A 17,038-nucleotide genomic window follows, 5' to 3' on the forward strand; every position below is an offset into this window, starting at 1 on the left:
GCGATTTTATTGAATTGTATTTGGGGGAATCATGGATTTTGAAATAAGCATACCTGAAGATCAGGATCGGTTGCGAAAGGCTTTTCGTACAAAGGTTCCCGGCCTGACGGCCCGGTTTCCGGAACAGAATTATGTTTTGGATGTCATGGATTTGAGTGCCACTGGGTGTGCCGTGCTTGACCCCGAAAAGCGGTTTTCGGAAAAGCAGGTGCTTGAAGTGGAGTTACTCATCAACAAGAAATTCTTTTTGCGTGGTGTATCCTCATCGGTTATGCGAGTCTTGGATAATGGTATTGTCGGGCTGAATTTTGTCGATCTTGAACGACAGAAACAGATCAAGTTGGACAAGCTTGTTCTTGAAGTCCAGAAACGACTGATTGCCTTACGCAAGAAAAAAAGGGAGCAGGGCTGATCGTGGCACGCATGAATCAGGAGCAGCATAAGGTCCTCATAGCCAATCGTGGTGAAATAGCCATGCGGGTGATGAGGGCCTGCCAGCGTCTGGGGTTGGATTTCGTGTGTGTCTGCACACCGGAAGACACGGCGTCGGGGCATGTTGCGCTTGCCCGGGAACTTGCTGGAGATAGTGCTGTTTATACGATTACTTCGTATCTGGATGCCAATGAACTTTTTTCTGTGGCCGATGCCAGTGGTGCCACGGCCGTTCATCCCGGGTACGGTTTTTTTGCTGAAGATTTTCGGTTCGCACGACGTGTGGTCCGTCGTGATCGGCCTATGGCTTTCATTGGCCCATCGTGGTGGGTGATTCGGGATTTGGGAGATAAAATTAATACCAAACGCATTGCTCGAAGTCTGAATGTCCCGACTGTTCCCGGCTCTGACCGGCCGGTGTACAGTGAGCTTGAAGCGGATGAAATAGCGTCCAGTCTGTTTGATTTTCAAGCGAGCCAGGGCATTCTCAATGGCGTGATCATGGTCAAGGCCTCGGCAGGTGGTGGCGGGATGGGCATTGAAGAGGTCGGAGATCTGGACGAATTTCGGTCTGTTTTTCGGCGTATTCGAAATTATGCCAAGCGAAATTTCGGTGATGAAGGGGTGCTCATCGAGCAGCGCATTTTTGATTTCAATCATCTGGAAGTCCAGGTGGTGAGTGAGCGCAGTGGGAAACAGCATGTTCATTTCGGGACGAGAAATTGTTCCGTGCAGTCAACGGGCAAGCAGAAACGCATCGAAGTCGCGCCCGGGTTTGCTCCTGGCGTGGTGCCCTATACTTTTGACGCAGGCAAAGTCCTTGAAGAGATCACACAGCATTCCTTGGCTATGGCGCGGGAATCAGGGTATGATAACGTGGGAACCTGGGAATGGATCATCACCCCGAGAGGGGAGCCGTTTCTCATGGAAGTCAATACTCGTATCCAAGTTGAAAACGGGGTGTCCGCGATTATTTCCAAGGTGGACGGACAACCGATCGATATCATTACCGAGCAAATTCGTTTGGCGCTGGGCGAACCCATGGGGTACAGTCAGGAAGACATCGAGCTTGACGGTGTTGGCATTGAATACCGGATCGTTGCCGAGAATACGGGCAACTGGTTTACACCGTGTGCCGGTCGCATTACCCGTTTTGAGTGGGAAGTACAGGACTGGTTGGATGTGTATACACAGGTTCCTGTCGGTGTGCCCTACGAAATTCCCATGGAATTTGATCCCAATTTGGCATTGGCGATTATTTGGGGCAAAAATCTGGATGAGGCCAAGAATCGGGGACGACAGTTTCTAGATTCCCTGATGTTGGATGGTGATGTTGGTGGTTCTGCTGACGATTTTTATACCAATATTGAGTATTTGAAAGGCAAGACCGAAAGACTTCTGGAGTTTTAGATGGATAGAGCAAAAAAAGTCCAGAATCTGAAAGACCGTTTGCGGTATATCCGTGAAATTTTTGCGGGGAAGGAAGACGATTCCATTCGTCTGCTCTCTGCTCGTTTGAACGAGTTGTTGGAATTGAATCAATCGCAGTCGGGCGGAGTCTCAGCCAATGCATTGGCACGCCTTGAGGATTTGTTCGATTTTTCCGAACGGAAGCTCGATACCACGCTGACCCCGATGGACAAAGTGCGTATTGTTCGGCATCCACAGCGGATGTGCCTCAAGGACATTCTTGAAAATGTGTACGATAACTACACGGAAATCGGTGGGCGTGGCGAGTTTAACATCGATCCGTCCATGCTGATTGCCCGGGCTGTCTTTTCTCGGCGGGTCAATGGCAAGGTCATCAACCAGATGGTCATGGTTATTGGACAGGAAAAAGGGCATGGCGAAGCCTTCCGCAATGGCGGATCTGTCAAGCCGTCCGGCAATGCCAAGGCTTTGCAGTACATGAAAGTCGCTGAAACCGAAAATATTCCGATCCATACCTTTGTTTTTACGCCTGGGGCATATCCGGTGGAAGATTGGCCCGGTGCAGCGCAGCAGATAGCGAAAAATTTGTATGAGTTGGCCGCGTTGAAAGTCCCGGTGATTTCGGTTTTTTCCGAAGGAGGGTCAGGTGGTGCTGAAGCCATTGGGTTGGCTGATCGTCGCATCATGCTTTCTCACGGGTATTATTCGGTTATTTCACCCGAAGGCGCGGCTGCCATCGAGGCCGGTTTGCGTGGCGGGACCCGGGCAACCCCGGAGCTGATTGAAAAATGTGCGAGCCAGTTGTGCATTACCGCTGAGGATAATCTTCGAAATGGGTACATTGATCGCATTTTGCAAGAGCCTCCATTGGGTGCGAGGCCGAATCATTATGAATTTTTTCGGGAACTACGGCGGGAGTTGATTCAGGCGACCAATGAAGTGGTCAGCGGTGTCAAACCCATGAAATTGTACAGGGCTATGGCGGTTCGTGCGAGTAAAACCGATGATGCCGAATCCATCTACATGCGCTGGACGCTTTCAAAATCCGCGTTGCATCGTTTGGTGGATCAGCGACAGCGGAAATACCGTAGTTTGAGCCGACATGCCCGTCTGGATGGGACCGGGATCGTCAACCGGGCCGTCACCGCAACCAAGGGCGCGGTGTGGGCCACCCATTCTTTTTTCCGATATGATCTTTTGGGACGGCAGAAAAAACGTCTGGACGCCATGTTCGAGGATATTGGTGCCGAGGCGCATCTGGTTCGACACAAGTTGCTTATGCCGTTGAAGAAAACGGTTGATAAGGTCTTGCCGGGCAATGGGGTGGATACCCCGGTGGTGGGCGAAGACGTCATGAATCGGTTGACCCGATTGTCCTGCCCCGAGGATGGAGCGTGCCTTGTGGGGAGCGAGTGGGCATGGACCAGTCCCCGTAGTCAGGAAGATCGGACCATCACCTGTCCCAATGTCCGTACACAACATTGTCCTGATTTATGGGTGCCTGACTTGTTTGGTGATTTTGCTGGAGTCTGTCCGTCCTGCGGTCATCATTTCCCCATGGAATATCGGTGGTATCTGGAAAATGTTTTCGAATACAACGAGTCCAAGGAATTCAACCAGCAGTTGGAAGCCGTCAACCCGTTGGGGTATGAAAAATTTGATCTCAAATTGGACAAGGCCAAGGAAAAGACCGGCTTGAAATCCGCGTGTATGACCTTTGAAACATCCATTGAGGATGTGGACGCTGTTGTTGCCGTCTTGTGTGCACCATTCCGGGGTGGAAGTGTGGGCGCGGCTGAAGGTGAAAAATTTATTCGGGCTGCGGAACGGGCCGGACGCAAACGTCAGCCGTTTATAGCCTATGTTCACGGCACGGCCGGTATCCGTATTCAGGAAGGGGTGAACGGCGTCATTCAGATGCCTCGGTGCACCATTGCGGTCCGGCGGTATATCGATGCTGGCGGATTGTATCTCGTGCTGTACGACACGAACTCCTATGCTGGCCCGGTTGCCAGCTTTCTGGGGTGTTCGCCCTATCAATTTGCCGTACAGTCGTCGAATATCGGGTTCGCTGGGCCTGGGGTGATTACCGAGACCACAGGCATCACCACGCCACCCAATTATCACCGTGCGTATCATGCCCTCTCCCGAGGGCACATCCATGGTATTTGGGATAGACGAGAGGTCAAAAAAAACCTCCATCAGTCGCTCTTGACCATGGGTGGTCGCAACCTATACTATCGGTAGTCCACAGTCCGCTCTTGGCGGGCCGTTCCTTTTGTCCCTTCAGTATGAAGGCAAAAAGTAAAAAAGAGAATACAAGGAAAGATAGTGCTGAATATCAAAGAGTTACTTGATAAGGTTAAAGCGTCTCCCTATCGTGAAATCGTGATCCGTGCTCCGCATACCGGCGTTGTTGAATTCGCTGGACTGAAACAGGGCGACATGGTTCGCGGACCTCGGGGTGACTACATGGAAAAACCCGGCACTTTGCTGGCCCATTTGACCAGAGAAAAGAACAAAAAATCGATTTTGGCACCAGAAAAAGGTGAAATCGAGTCCGTGCATCTGCGTCATGAAGGGCAGTTTGTCGAGGCTGGCGAGCCACTTGTGGTTATCAAGCATTATCTGACCCGCAAGGAAGTCATCGAGTTGATTTTGCAGGAGGCACTGTATTTGTTTCGTGCTCCTGAACGGGCAAAATATTATTTTGTTCCCGAAGTCGATCAGAAACTCAAGGTCTCTGGAAAGCGGTCCGTCAAGGTCCACGATGGTATGGAGATTCTTATTGTTTCCCGTATGAAACGGGAAACACCCCTGGCCTATACCGGGCCTGAGGGGATTATTTATTCTGTGTATTTTGGTCGTGGTGACAATGTGGATGAGGGCGGTCCCCTGATTGGTGTCTGCCCTGAAGATCAATTGACCCTCATTCAGGATGTGGTCGCACGCATCCAAAGTGAATGGGAAGAAGAGTAGGACTCCATGGGCAAACTCCTTCAAGTTCGGGTGATAGCGTGGACCGTCAGTGAATCTGACGTTGAAAAAGCATTTCCTTCGCTTTGGAAGCTTGTGTGGCAGGACCCACAAGTTATTCAGAAAAAAGGTGTTCTTGAACTGACAGGAGCTGTATTTGACGCCGTCCGAGTCGGATTGATCGACGCGGATAAGGCGGCCGCTTTGAAAGATGGTGCTGAAAAAGCCGAAGGAATACGGCTGGACATTGAAAAGCGTCTCGGTGAATGGAAGCCCGGAGAAGCGGATAAGCTCATCTATCAATTGGAAGATTTATTAGAGAGTCTTGAAGAAATTGCCTCTCAATTTTAAAGACTGAAGTAGACAAGTATTGTAAGGAGTTAATATGGCTGGCAGCATGAACAAAGTGATTCTTATCGGCAGATTGGGACGTGATCCCGAGTTGTCTTATACGCCCGCCGGACAGGCTCGGGCAAAGTTTTCTATTGCCACGGACGAAGGCTACCGTGACAGGCAAACTGGTCAGAAGGTCGAAAAGACTGAGTGGCACAACATTGTTGCTTGGCGGCAGACCGCTGAATTTTGCGGCAACTACCTTGGTAAAGGCCGTTTGGTGATGGTCGAAGGCAAGTTGCAGACGCGTAAATGGCAGGATCAGAACACTGGTCAGGATCGCTATATGACCGAGATTGTCGCAGACAGAGTTCAAGGTCTTGATCGGGCGACCGATGGTGCCGGTTCTCAGACAGGTGGCGGATATCAGAAGTCTCAGGGTGGATATCAGCAACAACAGCAGGGTGGACAGCAGCAGAATCAGGGTGGGTATGCGCAGCAGAATCAGGCGCAGGCTCCTCGTCAACAGCCTCAACAGCAAGAAGAGGACCTTGGTCCCGCATTCCCTTCGGAGGCCAGTGGGATGGACGATGTGCCGTTCTAATCGGGCATGTTAAGAGAGTGGCTCGTTGGGGGAAGTGTAAAAAGCTATTAACCTAATACTCGTCAGAGTTAAGAGTAGTTCTGAGGGCGGTATATCCGCCCTCTTTTTTTGGAGTCTGGTCCCAATGAGAGCCCCCCAGCTCTGCTGGGGCGGCCATAGAAGTTTGACTTATGCGAGAGTAGCATGACGCCTTCCCCCTTGTGAGTTGCTCAAAGTGAGCAAGGGAGAGGCTTCAATGAAGTACAATTCGAGCCCATGTCATACAAAATAGGACTGCAAGTACCATATCGTTTGAATACCTCAGTCTCGCCGTAAGGTGCTGTTTGGAAAACTGAGAAACTACTTGGGCGATGTGTTCCATACATTGGCAGTACATCGAGAAAGCAAAATATTGGAAGGGCACCTGTGTGCTGAGCCTGTGCATATGTATACTGCAATTCTGCCCAAATATGCTGTGTCTCAAGTGGATTGTTACATAAAGGGGAAGAGCGGCGAGGAGTCCAAGGTCGGGCAAAAGGGTTTGCTGGGCAGAGCCTTTGGGCGCGTGGATATTACGCCACCACAGTGGGGCGAGACGAAAAGGTGATAAGGGAATACATCCGTAAGCAAGAGCATGAGGACAAGCGGATAGAGCAATTGAAATTCCGCCTTTAGGCGGTTCTCAAAGCCTCTTTGAGTGGTCCACAAATGGTGGATTCAATCGTTTGAACCGCGTTTTTGGCGGTAAGTTGGAAGAGGTCTTGAGGGAGATTAACGAGAGCCTTTGGGATGAGGTTGGGTAATTATGAGTATGTTGGAAAAATATGTTGATGCGTTGAACGCTGAATTTGAGAATTTCACTGATCTGCAAAAACAAATTTTGAAAACCCATTATGAGGTGTTTGCCCAGAAAGCAACGGCACCGCAATTGGCGGCACATCTTGGGATAGATTATCGCACAATCAACAGATCGTACGGTACCTTTGCAAAACGGATTAATTCGAGAGTCAAGCCTGACTCTGATAAATGTGAATGGCATTTGGATGGAATTGTAACCGCCAAAAAGAATGAGGACAAGCATTGGGTTCTCAGTCTTCGGCCTCTCTTTGCGGAAGCTCTTGAGTTGGTAGGACTTGTTGAGGTTGATAAAACTGTTGAGATTGTCGCTGAAATCAAGTCTGATTTAGTTAATAAAACAACAGTGGAAGCCATTGTAAACGCACGAATCGGACAAGGTCGTTTTCGACATGCCCTCATTGAGTTTTGGAGAGGATGTTGCGCTGTTACTGGCGTGGAAGATGCAAGACTGTTGAGAGCTTCCCACATCAAGCCGTGGGCTGTAAGCAGCAATACAGAGCGGCTTGATCCTGCGAATGGTTTGCTCTTGAGTCCATCACTGGATGCAGCTTTTGATGCAGGGCTGATCTCTTTCTCTGACAGCGGGAAAATTCTTATAAGCGATGCTGCTGAAGATTTGCACAAACTTGGAATCAGCAGTCAGATGAAGATCAACGGCCTGACAAAGGCTCACAAAAACTACCTTCAATATCACCAAAAAAAAGTATTCAAAGGATAAAAGTTTTTAATGACCACCACGCACGATATCGTTTAAAAACTCTGGAAACTTTGCAAAATCCTTTGAGGTGACGGCGTTTCCTATCACTTGTACGTCAATGAACGTACCTACCTCTTCTTTTTCAAGATGGCGGAAGAGACCGGCAAAGAGTCTCAGCTCCCGGAAGAGTATTGGTGGAACAAGCTGGTTAGCGACATTGATGACCTGGACTGGTACAGCGCACGGGAAGAAGGGCTTGGCGACCTCTATGAAGGGTTGCTTGAGAAGCACGCCACCGAGTTGAAGAAAGGGGCGGAACAGTACTTTACATCTCGTCGGCTGAGTGAGTGTATGGTGGACTTGATTCAGCCCTCTGCCACTGGAACAGGCGGTTTGAGGAAGCAGACGAACAAAGGCCCCCAGCGGTATGCCGGAGGCCTTGCATTGTAATCAGTGTTGTAGAATTTGGCTCAGGAAGAGCTTTGTTCGGTCGTATTGGGGGTTGGTGAAGAATTCTTCAGGGGAGTTCTCTTCGACTATTTCGCCGGAGTCCATGAAGATGACGCGATCGGCCACGGTGCGGGCAAAGCCCATTTCGTGGGTGACGCAGACCATGGTCATTTTTTCTTCCGCAAGTTCGATCATGACATCCAACACCTCTTTGATCATTTCTGGATCAAGGGCGGATGTCGGTTCATCAAAGAGCAGGCTTTTGGGATTCATGCACAGTGCGCGGGCAATGGCGACACGTTGTTGCTGGCCGCCGGACAATTGGCCCGGGTATTTCTGAGCCTGTTCGGCGATGCGGACACGACCGAGATAGTGCATGGCGATTTCTTCCGCTTCCTTTTTGGGCATTTTACGGACCCAGACCGGGGCGAGAATCAGGTTTTCCAGCACGGTCATGTGTGGGAACAGGTTGAAATTCTGGAAGACCATACCGACTTCCGTGCGAATCTTTTCGATTCCTTTGAGGTTGCCGGTCAGTTCCGTGCCTTCGACAGTGATTGAGCCTTCCTGATGGTGTTCAAGCTGGTTCATGCATCGAATGAGTGTCGATTTGCCGGAGCCGGACGGTCCACAGATGACAATTCGTTCACCATGATGGACCTGAAGATCGATATTTTTGAGAACGTGAAAGTCGTCATACCACTTGTTCAGTCCCTTGACGTCAATCACCACTTTTTGAGATTCCATAATTCAGCCTTATCAGTTGTTTTTTTTGGGGCCGCGTTTTTCGAGAGAACGACCATAGCGGCTCATGCCAAAACAGATGCACCAGTACACGATCGCGCAGAAGGCGTACCCTTCGGCATCGTGACCAAGCCAGATTTGATCCTGGGAGGCGGCTTTTGCCATACCCAAAAAGTCGAGTAGTCCGACAATGATGACCAGTGACGTATCCTTGAACAGGGCGATGCACCGTCCAATCAGGGCCGGAAGGACATGCCGTAGAGCCTGAGGGAGAACAATGAAGAGGGTCACCATCCATGAACTGAGTCCCAAGGCTTTGGCCGCGTCGGTTTGTCCTGTGGAGACGGCTTGCAGGCCACCTCGGACCACTTCCGCGATATATGCGGACGAGAACAGAATTATGCCAATCTGGACCCGGAGCAGGTTGTTGATCTGCAAATCTTCGGGCAAAAACAGCGGCATCATGACAGAGGCCATGAACAGGATGGTGATGAGCGGGACACCCCTGATGAGTTCAATAAATCCGATACAGGGAGTACTGATACCAACCATTTTTGATTGTCTGCCGAGAGCCAGCAGAATGCCGAACGGGATGGATAGCAGGATACCAACCGCTGCCAGTCCGAGACTGAGCATCAGCCCGCCCCACATGGATTGATCCACTTCCTTGAGACCTGCGCCGCCACCGATAAACCAGAGAATGACGATAAGCAGCAGTGGCCACGCCGCGAAAAGATGTCGTTTTTTGCAGCATCCCGAGACCGTTGCTGCAATGACACCCGCGAAGAGCAGGGCAGAAGCAATAGGCCGCCAAAGCAGTTCAGGGGGATAGGTTCCCACGAGCAGAATGCGATATTTGGCACCGATGAAGGCCCAGCACGCACCACTGTCATTGGTACACATTGCAGGATCGCCGGACCAGACCGCGTCAATCAGAGCCCAGGAAAGAAGCGGGGGAATACATTTGGCAAGCAGTGCCAGGCAGCAGATGGTTAAAATGGAATTTGTCCAACTGGAAAACAGGTTTTTGCGAAGCCAATGGATAACGCCGGTTGCCGCGATCGGTGCAGGGGCAGGCGGTGTGGGAGTAAAAAGCTGTGTTTTGTGTTCGAGGTTCATCGTTCCACCATTTGTACCTTGGAGTTGAACCAGTTCATGCCGAGAGATATGAGCAGGTTGATGGACAGATAGACCGCCATCCACAGCCCGATGACTTCGATCGCCTGATCGTTCTGACCGATGATGGTTCCGCCGACGGACACCATGTCCGGATAGCCAATGGCTACAGCCAGTGAACTGTTTTTCACGAGACTGGCGTAGTCGTTGGTTGTGGCTGGGATGCAGACCCGGAGCGTTTGCGGGAGGATGACCTTGCGCATAATCAGGCTGGGTTTGAGTCCCAGTGCCTTGGCCGCGTCGAGTTGTCCCTTATTGACTGATTGAATACCGCTTCGGACGTTTTCGCCGATAAATGCGGCGGTGTAGAGAACAAGTCCGAAAAGCAGGGCGGAGAATTCCGGTCTGAGGACCATGCCGCCCTTGAAGTTGAATCCTTTGAGAACCGGGATATCAAATGTGACGGGCTGTCCAGCGAGAAAATATGTCAATCCGGGAAGTCCGATGCAGAGAGCGAGTGTCATCCATCCGGATGGAAGTCCTTTTCCCGTTGTGTCCCGTCGTTGTTTGGAAGAGCGGAAAATGCCGATGGAAACGATGATGGCAATGGCGAGGGCGATAAAGACCCAGGTCATGCCATCTTGACATTCCGGGCGAGGGAGAAAGATTCCTCGATTGTTGATAAAGATATCCTCAAAAGGAACCAGGCTTTTCCGAGGGTGTGGAAGGGAGACGATGACCACGGAATAGCAGAAAAAGAGGGTCAGCAATAAAGGGATATTGCGCAGTGTTTCCACATAGACGGCTCCGATTTTGGCCACGAGCCAATTGCTGGAAACGCGGGCGCATCCCACAATAATGCCGAGTATGGTCGATAGGACAATGGCGATGATTGAAACGAAAATCGTGTTCAATGCCCCCATGAGAAAGGCATATCCATAGGTGTCGGCAGGCTCATAGGGCAGGAGAGTGTCGTTAATGGGCAGTCCGCCTTCTACAGACATGAAGCCGAATCCGGACGCAATATTGCGTGCTTCGAGATTGGCTTGCGTGTTGTAGAAGAGCTGCAACGCCATATAGATGACCACGCCGATCACGAGCGTTTGCATCAGGATGACAGGAAGCTGATTTTTGAAGTCGGAAGTCGGTGACATTACACACTACTGGAGTTTGATGTGAACAATGGAACCGCACTGGACGAGAATTTCCCGTCCAGTGCGGTTATTGCTTGAATGATACGATTGTCGATTACCGAATGGGCATAGCGTAGAGCAGACCGCCGCGAGTCCAAAGGTCGTTGTGACCACGGGGAATATTCATTGCGGTTTCGGGACCGAAGTGCCGATCATAGATTTCGCCATAGTTACCAACAGCCTGAATGGCGCGAACCAACCAGTCCTTGTCCAGATTGACGAAAGAACCGATATCGCCTGTTGCGCCGAGCATCCGCTTGACAACCGGGTCGTTGGAGGTCTTTTTCATTTCCAGAACATTGGCTTGAGTAATACCTTTTTCTTCTGCTTCGATAAGACCGTACAGGACCCAGGTTACCAGGTCTTTCCACTGGTTGTCGCCGTGGCGGACATAGGGAGCCAAAGGCTCTTTTGAAAAGGTCTCAGCGAGAATGATGTGTGCGTCGGGATTCGGTGCACTGGTCCGCAGGGAAGCCAGCTGGCTGACATCTGTAGTGAATGCGTCTGTCCGACCGGCAATATAGGCGTTGAATGCTTCCTTTTTGCTGTCAAAGACGACGGTTTCCAGAGTGATGTTGTTCTGACGGGCAAAATCGGCCACATTCAGTTCACTGGTGGTGCCGGAAACAACGGCAACGGATGCTCCGTCAAGTTCTGACCCTTTGGTGACACCCAATTCTTTTTTGACCATGAAGCCTTGACCATCGTAGAAAACCACGACCGTGAAGTCCACGCCCTGTTTGCCGTCGCGTTTCATGGTCCAGGTGGTGGTCCTGGAAACAAGATCAACCTGGCCGGAAGACACGGCAACAATTTTTTGTTTGGATGCCAGGGGAACAAATTTGATGGCGTCCTGATCTTTCAGAACGGCAGCGGCGACAGCTCGACCCATATCGACGTCGAAGCCGGTCCAACGTCCATTGGAATCCGGAGCGGAAAATCCGGCAACACCTTCACTGACACCCAAAGTCAGGATGCCGTTTTCCTGAATGCGTTCCAGGCTGCCAGCCATGGCTGTGGATGCCAGAGCGACCAGCAGGGCCGTCAACAACAGTTTACCCAAAAGTTTCATGCTCTCTCCTTTCAAAATGATGATGTGATTGATAGATGATTTTGAATATTTGCGGAAATGAATGGTATGGATGTGTTACAAATAGGTGGTATCGGTGTCAACGGGAGGAAGGCAAAATATTGCCCGCACAGACAAAAAAGACTGGCGGGCACTCTTGTTGAAACAGATTAATTTTGCAGCAGGTAATCCACCGTGGTGACAACGCGAATACGTTTTATTTCCGGTGTATATCGATCCCGATCCTGAACGCTGAAATATCCTTGTGTGGCGCGACGAATGGTCCCGACGCTGGACCCGGAATCTTCAGCAAACTGTTTGGCCGCTTTTCTGGCGTCACGAGTGGCCTCGGCGATCATGTCCGGTTTGATGGAATTCAGCCCTGTATAAGTGAACGTCGGACGAAATTCATAATTTTGAATGAGTAGAACCCCGCGTGAAATTAATGCTCCGGCAGCGGCCATGCCTTTTTTAACCTTGACAATGTCGTTTGAACGGACAGTCAGAACCGCTTCGGCTCGGTACCGTTCGGCTGGCTGACGATTGCCCATGATGGACTGATTGTCTTGGATACGTGGGGCGGCGGTCATGACTTCGGCATCTCCCAGCCCCTGTTCTTTGAGGAAAAGCATGATCGCGGCCTGGGAACGGGCCAATTCGGCATCGAGTGCAGTGAGTGTATTTGCCCCGGCACTATAACTGATGGGCCACATGGCGAGATCGGCGGCAACTTCGCGTTCAGCAAGGCCTTTGACAGTGACGTATCGGTCCATGGCCTTGAATTCGACCAGGGCGTTGCCGAGTATCCAGCACCCGCCAACAAGACCGAGCGCCAGGACGATTCCGGCCAGGATTGTTTGAATTGAATGTTTTTGATCCATGGAATACCTCTGCTCTTAGTGATTGCTTATTTTGATTTTCGAATGCGAACATACCGTGACGAGCTGGAATAAAAGGTATTGTAGACAAGCGTCAGTATGCAGGCAAAGAGTGCGGAACCAATGCCGATCAACACATTATAATAGGGAGGGGCGGTCAATGCAAGGCGTATCAGGAGGGTGGCCAGAGCAAAACCCGAGTTGCGAAAGACTGCTCGAAATTCCGGGAGAAAACGTTGTGCAATGAGAACCAGCATGATGTCACTGAAAATCAAAACGGTATAAAAGCTTTGGAAAAAATGGAAAGTCGGCTCGTGGTGAATGAACAGCAGGCCATTTTTGATGCCCATTCCAATGAAAATGGCCAGCATGAATAGCGCGACAATTTTTTTTGAGGCAACGAATTTGAAGAGTCTTTCTCCGCCCTTCAGTGTTTCATCCAAATGACGGCGAAGCAGGGTGTAGACTCCGAGGAGGGCGAATATGGCAATGGCGCCACCGCCGTCGGCAAGCAGAATCCACAGTTCCTTTTCATGGCCGGTGATGGTGATTGGTTCGGGGAAATCAGCCAGTGCCTTGAAAGCACTTCGTAGCAGAATGAGGGCCAATATTTCAAATTGTTTGCCAACGGCTTTTGAAATGGAGCATGGCAACGTGAAAATTAGGCCGATCACTTCCAGAATGAGTACCAGCGTGAATGCCAGACTGATGGCCATGTAGTGACTTGTCGGGATCAGTGTGGCGAGATGTCCGGTGAGGAGCCCCTGTCGCTTCAGTTCAATGGTGCCTAGCCCGAGGATGAAGACCACCACGAGGATACCGGCAACCGCCCGTTGGGTGCTGTCTTTTTCCCAGAAATAGTGGATTGGGTCAAAAAGGTATGTCGCCCAGGAATAGATGGTGTTCATGGGATTGTTCATCATGGTTCCCGTCTGCGATGGCAGCTTTGCTCGTCGGTTTGAGACCGTCTCACGGAAAAGCCGTCCGACTTTTCCGTGAGAGGATCGTTATATTTCAAATAACATTTCCAAGTCGTCGCGAGTTAGACTCTTGAGCGCGGATTGTCCTGGAATGATTGCTTCGGCCACACCCTTTTTCTGTTCTTGTAATTTAAGAATGCGTTCTTCCACAGTATTTTGACAAATCATCTTGTAGGCAAAGACCTGTCGTTTCTGTCCGATACGGTGGGTACGGTCTGTCGCCTGATTTTCCACGGCCGGGTTCCACCACGGGTCATAGTGAATGACGTAGTCTGCACTGGTCAGGTTCAGGCCCGTGCCGCCTGCCTTGAGAGAAATGAGGAAGATGGGAATATCCGGGTTGTCATTGAATCGATCCACCTGATCGAAACGGTCTTTGGACGAGCCGTCAAGATAGGAGAACGGAATTTCCCGAATTTGCAACCAGTTGCGGATGACATGGAGCATTTGTACGAACTGGGAGAAAACGAGCACTTTGTGACCGCCTTCAATGATATCCACGACCAGATCCTTGAAGGCATCGAATTTACCAGAGGGCAGGTTGGTGGACACACCCGGAATGTCGAGTTTGAGCAGACGGGGATGGCAACAGATTTGACGGAGCTTGAGCAGGGCGTCGAGAATGGACATCTGGCTTTTGGCCATGCCTTTTTCTTCGACATCCTGAAGGACCTGGTTTTTGAGTTTTGTCGCCAGCGCGTTGTACAGTTCACGCTGTTCATCCACCAATTCGCAGTAATGCGTTGTTTCGATCTTGGGTGGCAGATCCTTGGCAACTTCAGCCTTGGTGCGCCGCAGGATAAACGGTTTGACGCGGGTCCGCAGGTAGTCCAGCGTTTCCTCGTCTCCGTCCTTGATCGGTTTGACAATACCGCGCTGGAAGGAGTGTTGTGACCCCAAAAATCCGGGCATGAGAAATTCAAACAGAGACCATAATTCGAACAGGTTGTTTTCAATAGGCGTACCAGACAGACAGACACGCAGCCCTGCGTCGAGTTTGCGGACTGAACGAGCTGTGATCGTATTGGGATTCTTGATATTTTGTGCTTCATCAAGAATGACCGAGACATATTCGTATTTGAGCAGTTCGTCCAAATCACGGCGGAGCAGTGCATAGGTGGTAATGACGAGCTGTGAATCCTTGATGTGCTGGAATAACCCTTCGCGTTTGGCTCCATAAATCGTCAATCGTTTGAGATCCGGGACAAATTTTTGGGCTTCACGTTCCCAGTTGGGAAGAACGGATGTCGGCACGACAATCAGGTTCGGTCCTTTGATACCCCGATCTGTCAACGATTGCAGGTATGACAGGGTCTGGATTGTTTTTCCAAGGCCCATTTCATCTGCCAGAATACCGCCGAAACCGTATTCACGAAGGAAGTTCATGTAACTGAGACCCTGAACCTGGTACGGGCGGAGTGTCGCCTGTAAATCCTTGGGTTGGTCGATCATTTTAATTTCATCGAAATTATTGATCTTTTCTTTTAATTTGACAAAAAATTCGTCGGTTTGAGCCTGTGGCAGATCTTCCAGGATTTTTTCAAGCACAGGAGCTTCAAACTGGTTGAACTGCTGCTTGGGTGCTTTTTCCGGATCAAAACCAAGAGCCTTGAGCTTGTGGCCCAATTTATTCAACCATGATTCTGGCAAACTGGTGTACGAACCGTCCTTGAGTTGAACGTAGCGTTTCCCTTTGGTCCACGCTTCCCAAATGATATCAATGGGGACTTTTTGGTCGTCGTATTCCACGGACAGTTCGAGATTGAACCATTTTTCATCTTCATCGGTCTCGACTTCGGCCACAACCTGCGGTTGCGTGGTGCGGACTTTGTACCGGGTCAGGTTCTGTTCTCCATAGACTCGGTAGGCTTCAACGAGTTGCGGGTAATGGTCGAGCAGAAACGTGATGGCTTCTTCCTGTTCCATGAACCAGGTCTGATTGTTTCTTGCCTGGAAGTTCATGGCCTGTAATTCAGCGAACAAGCGGGCTTCTTCGTCCTGCGCACGGCGAATGAGATAGGATTTTCCGCCTTCGTGATAGCTGCCTGTCTGGAGGTCCGGGTTGGGGCCGGCCATGACGTGTTCCCCGTGTTCGTTTTCGTAGATATTCTGAATCTTGAGAACGAGCAGGCTTCCTTCTTCGTCGAGATACAACTTGGGGTTGTAATCGGCATCCTGAAAGATCGGGCCGACGCGTTCGAGGAAGTCTTCCTGACCATACAAGTCGGATACAGGAATTTGTGTCCAGACCCGGTCCAGAAATTCTGAAACGTCGGCGTGGGGAACAATGGGTTTTTTTTCGACCATGGATTGAACCAGTTTTGGATCAAGCCCGGTCTGTACTGGATAGAATGAATTCTTGTAATAGACCCATAGCGGCAGTCTGCCGTAAAAAAAGATTTCTTCTTCGTCGGTGATCGGGAAGGGCATGGTGTCTTCCCGAGCCAGCAGAATGTCGAAGTCCAAACCGTTTTCACTCAAGGCTGGTGACAGTTTGAGCTGCATGGTCTTGGATTCGATGGAAATGGGTTTGTCGGTTTCACGCAGGTACAAATAGTACTCGCCTTTGACCGCGCGGAAGAACCAGGAGTGCAGCCCAGCCGGTATTTCGACTTTATGTCCCCAATAATCCAGATAATGACCGATTTGTTCGATGACGCCGGGCAGAGCTGGAGAGGTCTCACACCAATCCGGATTCTCGACGATTTGCGTCAATGTCACTTCGTTTTGGACTTGGGAAATACCTGATTTGTTTTGTCGAGCACGGAAAAAAGCCACTTGAAGGCGACCTGGCTCTGGGTAGATCCTATAGATGATATAATGCCGGCCAGCTTCAGGTTCCAGTTCTGTCGCGAAAAATGGGCGGAAAGTTTGACGCCAATCCGTTCGGGGAATGGGCATTTCATCCGTTGAATCCGCATTGAGCGATTTCTTGAGCTTAATTGCTGTGGCTGCGACATGACGGCAGACGCCGGAAAAGGAATCCGGACAGTTGCAGTAATAATTGACTGTCTTGTCAGTCAGGTTCAGGCCGATTTCCGATGTGTAATTTTGGAAATCGTCACCTTCGACCTGACCATCAACATCCCAGTATTGGTCGCGTTTTTTGAGATCAAGTTTCTTGACCCCACCGTCCGCAACAATGCCTTGTGCACTTTCCAGGATATAGTCAGGAACACTGTCTGCCAGAAATTTCTGCACTATGGATTTTACTATTTGTTCTTCGCCAGTACTCATTCAAAACCCGTGAAATGATGTTTTTTCTGTGAAATAGGACAGGCCTATTTACATATATCTC

The 17,038-nt window shown here is 50.3% G+C and carries 15 protein-coding genes and 1 pseudogene; 9 read left to right on the forward strand and 7 right to left on the reverse strand.

Annotated features, from left to right (window positions below):
- The first annotated feature begins 31 nt into the window (after positions 1-31).
- From GO013_RS04770 to GO013_RS04810, 9 genes and pseudogenes are all read left to right on the forward strand, one after another.
- Complete coding sequence (locus GO013_RS04770) at positions 32-412, forward strand: PilZ domain-containing protein (RefSeq protein WP_163808914.1); 381 nt, start codon at positions 32-34, stop codon at positions 410-412.
- A gap of 11 nt (positions 413-423) precedes the next feature.
- Positions 424-1,842 (forward strand): biotin carboxylase N-terminal domain-containing protein, encoded by a 1,419-nt coding sequence (locus GO013_RS04775; RefSeq protein ID WP_163808970.1) that lies wholly within the window; start codon positions 424-426, stop codon positions 1,840-1,842.
- A complete protein-coding gene (locus tag GO013_RS04780) occupies positions 1,843-4,110 on the forward strand; it encodes a carboxyl transferase domain-containing protein (RefSeq protein WP_163808915.1) in 2,268 nt (755 codons plus the stop codon).
- A gap of 84 nt (positions 4,111-4,194) precedes the next feature.
- Positions 4,195-4,842 carry a biotin attachment protein gene (locus tag GO013_RS04785; protein WP_163808916.1) on the forward strand — a complete coding sequence of 216 codons (648 nt, stop codon included), beginning with the start codon at positions 4,195-4,197 and terminating at the stop codon, positions 4,840-4,842.
- A gap of 6 nt (positions 4,843-4,848) precedes the next feature.
- Positions 4,849-5,190, forward strand: a complete 342-nt coding sequence (locus tag GO013_RS04790; protein ID WP_163808917.1) for a hypothetical protein — start codon at positions 4,849-4,851, stop codon at positions 5,188-5,190.
- Between the two features lie 34 nt (positions 5,191-5,224).
- Complete coding sequence (gene ssb / locus GO013_RS04795; RefSeq protein ID WP_163808918.1) at positions 5,225-5,776, forward strand: single-stranded DNA-binding protein; 552 nt, start codon at positions 5,225-5,227, stop codon at positions 5,774-5,776.
- Positions 5,777-6,062: 286 nt separating this feature from the next.
- Positions 6,063-6,430: pseudogene (gene tnpA / locus GO013_RS04800) on the forward strand (IS200/IS605 family transposase).
- Positions 6,431-6,560: 130 nt separating this feature from the next.
- Positions 6,561-7,331 (forward strand): HNH endonuclease signature motif containing protein, encoded by a 771-nt coding sequence (locus tag GO013_RS04805; protein ID WP_163808919.1) that lies wholly within the window; start codon positions 6,561-6,563, stop codon positions 7,329-7,331.
- Between the two features lie 87 nt (positions 7,332-7,418).
- Positions 7,419-7,760 carry an N-6 DNA methylase gene (locus GO013_RS04810; protein ID WP_203529389.1) on the forward strand — a complete coding sequence of 114 codons (342 nt, stop codon included), beginning with the start codon at positions 7,419-7,421 and terminating at the stop codon, positions 7,758-7,760.
- Here GO013_RS04810 and GO013_RS04815 read toward each other — a convergent pair whose 3' ends face one another.
- The 7 genes from GO013_RS04815 to GO013_RS04845 form a co-directional block, all read right to left on the reverse strand.
- Positions 7,761-8,507: an amino acid ABC transporter ATP-binding protein gene (locus GO013_RS04815; protein WP_163808920.1), complete on the reverse strand. Its 747-nt coding sequence runs from the start codon at positions 8,505-8,507 to the stop codon at positions 7,761-7,763.
- A 12-nt stretch (positions 8,508-8,519) separates the two neighbouring features.
- Positions 8,520-9,623: an amino acid ABC transporter permease gene (locus tag GO013_RS04820; RefSeq protein WP_163808921.1), complete on the reverse strand. Its 1,104-nt coding sequence runs from the start codon at positions 9,621-9,623 to the stop codon at positions 8,520-8,522.
- On the reverse strand, positions 9,620-10,774 hold the full coding sequence (locus GO013_RS04825; protein WP_163808922.1) for an amino acid ABC transporter permease: 1,155 nt from the start codon (positions 10,772-10,774) through the stop codon (positions 9,620-9,622). The genes GO013_RS04820 and GO013_RS04825 overlap by 4 nt, the downstream gene beginning before the upstream one ends.
- Positions 10,775-10,868: 94 nt before the next feature.
- On the reverse strand, positions 10,869-11,885 hold the full coding sequence (locus GO013_RS04830; protein WP_163808923.1) for an amino acid ABC transporter substrate-binding protein: 1,017 nt from the start codon (positions 11,883-11,885) through the stop codon (positions 10,869-10,871).
- Positions 11,886-12,052: 167 nt separating this feature from the next.
- Entirely contained in the window at positions 12,053-12,763 is a 711-nt protein-coding gene (locus GO013_RS04835) for an SIMPL domain-containing protein (RefSeq protein WP_163808924.1), read from the reverse strand.
- A 26-nt stretch (positions 12,764-12,789) separates the two neighbouring features.
- Positions 12,790-13,680, reverse strand: a complete 891-nt coding sequence (locus tag GO013_RS04840) for a hypothetical protein (RefSeq protein WP_163808971.1) — start codon at positions 13,678-13,680, stop codon at positions 12,790-12,792.
- Positions 13,681-13,767: 87 nt separating this feature from the next.
- Positions 13,768-16,977 carry a DEAD/DEAH box helicase gene (locus GO013_RS04845; RefSeq protein ID WP_163808925.1) on the reverse strand — a complete coding sequence of 1,070 codons (3,210 nt, stop codon included), beginning with the start codon at positions 16,975-16,977 and terminating at the stop codon, positions 13,768-13,770.
- Positions 16,978-17,038 lie beyond the last annotated feature (61 nt).

Origin of the sequence: Pseudodesulfovibrio sp. JC047 (genome assembly GCF_010468615.1) — a bacterium.
Lineage (GTDB): Bacteria > Desulfobacterota > Desulfovibrionia > Desulfovibrionales > Desulfovibrionaceae > Pseudodesulfovibrio.

Coding starts and splice junctions, on each gene's coding strand:
- GO013_RS04770 (WP_163808914.1), top strand. CDS start 32: ATGGATTTTGAAATAAGCATACCTGAAGATCAGGATCGGTTGCGAAAG.
- GO013_RS04775 (WP_163808970.1), top strand. CDS start 424: ATGAATCAGGAGCAGCATAAGGTCCTCATAGCCAATCGTGGTGAAATA.
- GO013_RS04780 (WP_163808915.1), top strand. CDS start 1,843: ATGGATAGAGCAAAAAAAGTCCAGAATCTGAAAGACCGTTTGCGGTAT.
- GO013_RS04790 (WP_163808917.1), top strand. CDS start 4,849: ATGGGCAAACTCCTTCAAGTTCGGGTGATAGCGTGGACCGTCAGTGAA.
- ssb (WP_163808918.1), top strand. CDS start 5,225: ATGGCTGGCAGCATGAACAAAGTGATTCTTATCGGCAGATTGGGACGT.
- GO013_RS04805 (WP_163808919.1), top strand. CDS start 6,561: ATGAGTATGTTGGAAAAATATGTTGATGCGTTGAACGCTGAATTTGAG.
- GO013_RS04815 (WP_163808920.1), bottom strand. CDS start 8,507: ATGGAATCTCAAAAAGTGGTGATTGACGTCAAGGGACTGAACAAGTGG.
- GO013_RS04820 (WP_163808921.1), bottom strand. CDS start 9,623: ATGAACCTCGAACACAAAACACAGCTTTTTACTCCCACACCGCCTGCC.
- GO013_RS04825 (WP_163808922.1), bottom strand. CDS start 10,774: ATGTCACCGACTTCCGACTTCAAAAATCAGCTTCCTGTCATCCTGATG.
- GO013_RS04830 (WP_163808923.1), bottom strand. CDS start 11,885: ATGAAACTTTTGGGTAAACTGTTGTTGACGGCCCTGCTGGTCGCTCTG.
- GO013_RS04835 (WP_163808924.1), bottom strand. CDS start 12,763: ATGGATCAAAAACATTCAATTCAAACAATCCTGGCCGGAATCGTCCTG.
- GO013_RS04840 (WP_163808971.1), bottom strand. CDS start 13,680: ATGAACAATCCCATGAACACCATCTATTCCTGGGCGACATACCTTTTT.
- GO013_RS04845 (WP_163808925.1), bottom strand. CDS start 16,977: ATGAGTACTGGCGAAGAACAAATAGTAAAATCCATAGTGCAGAAATTT.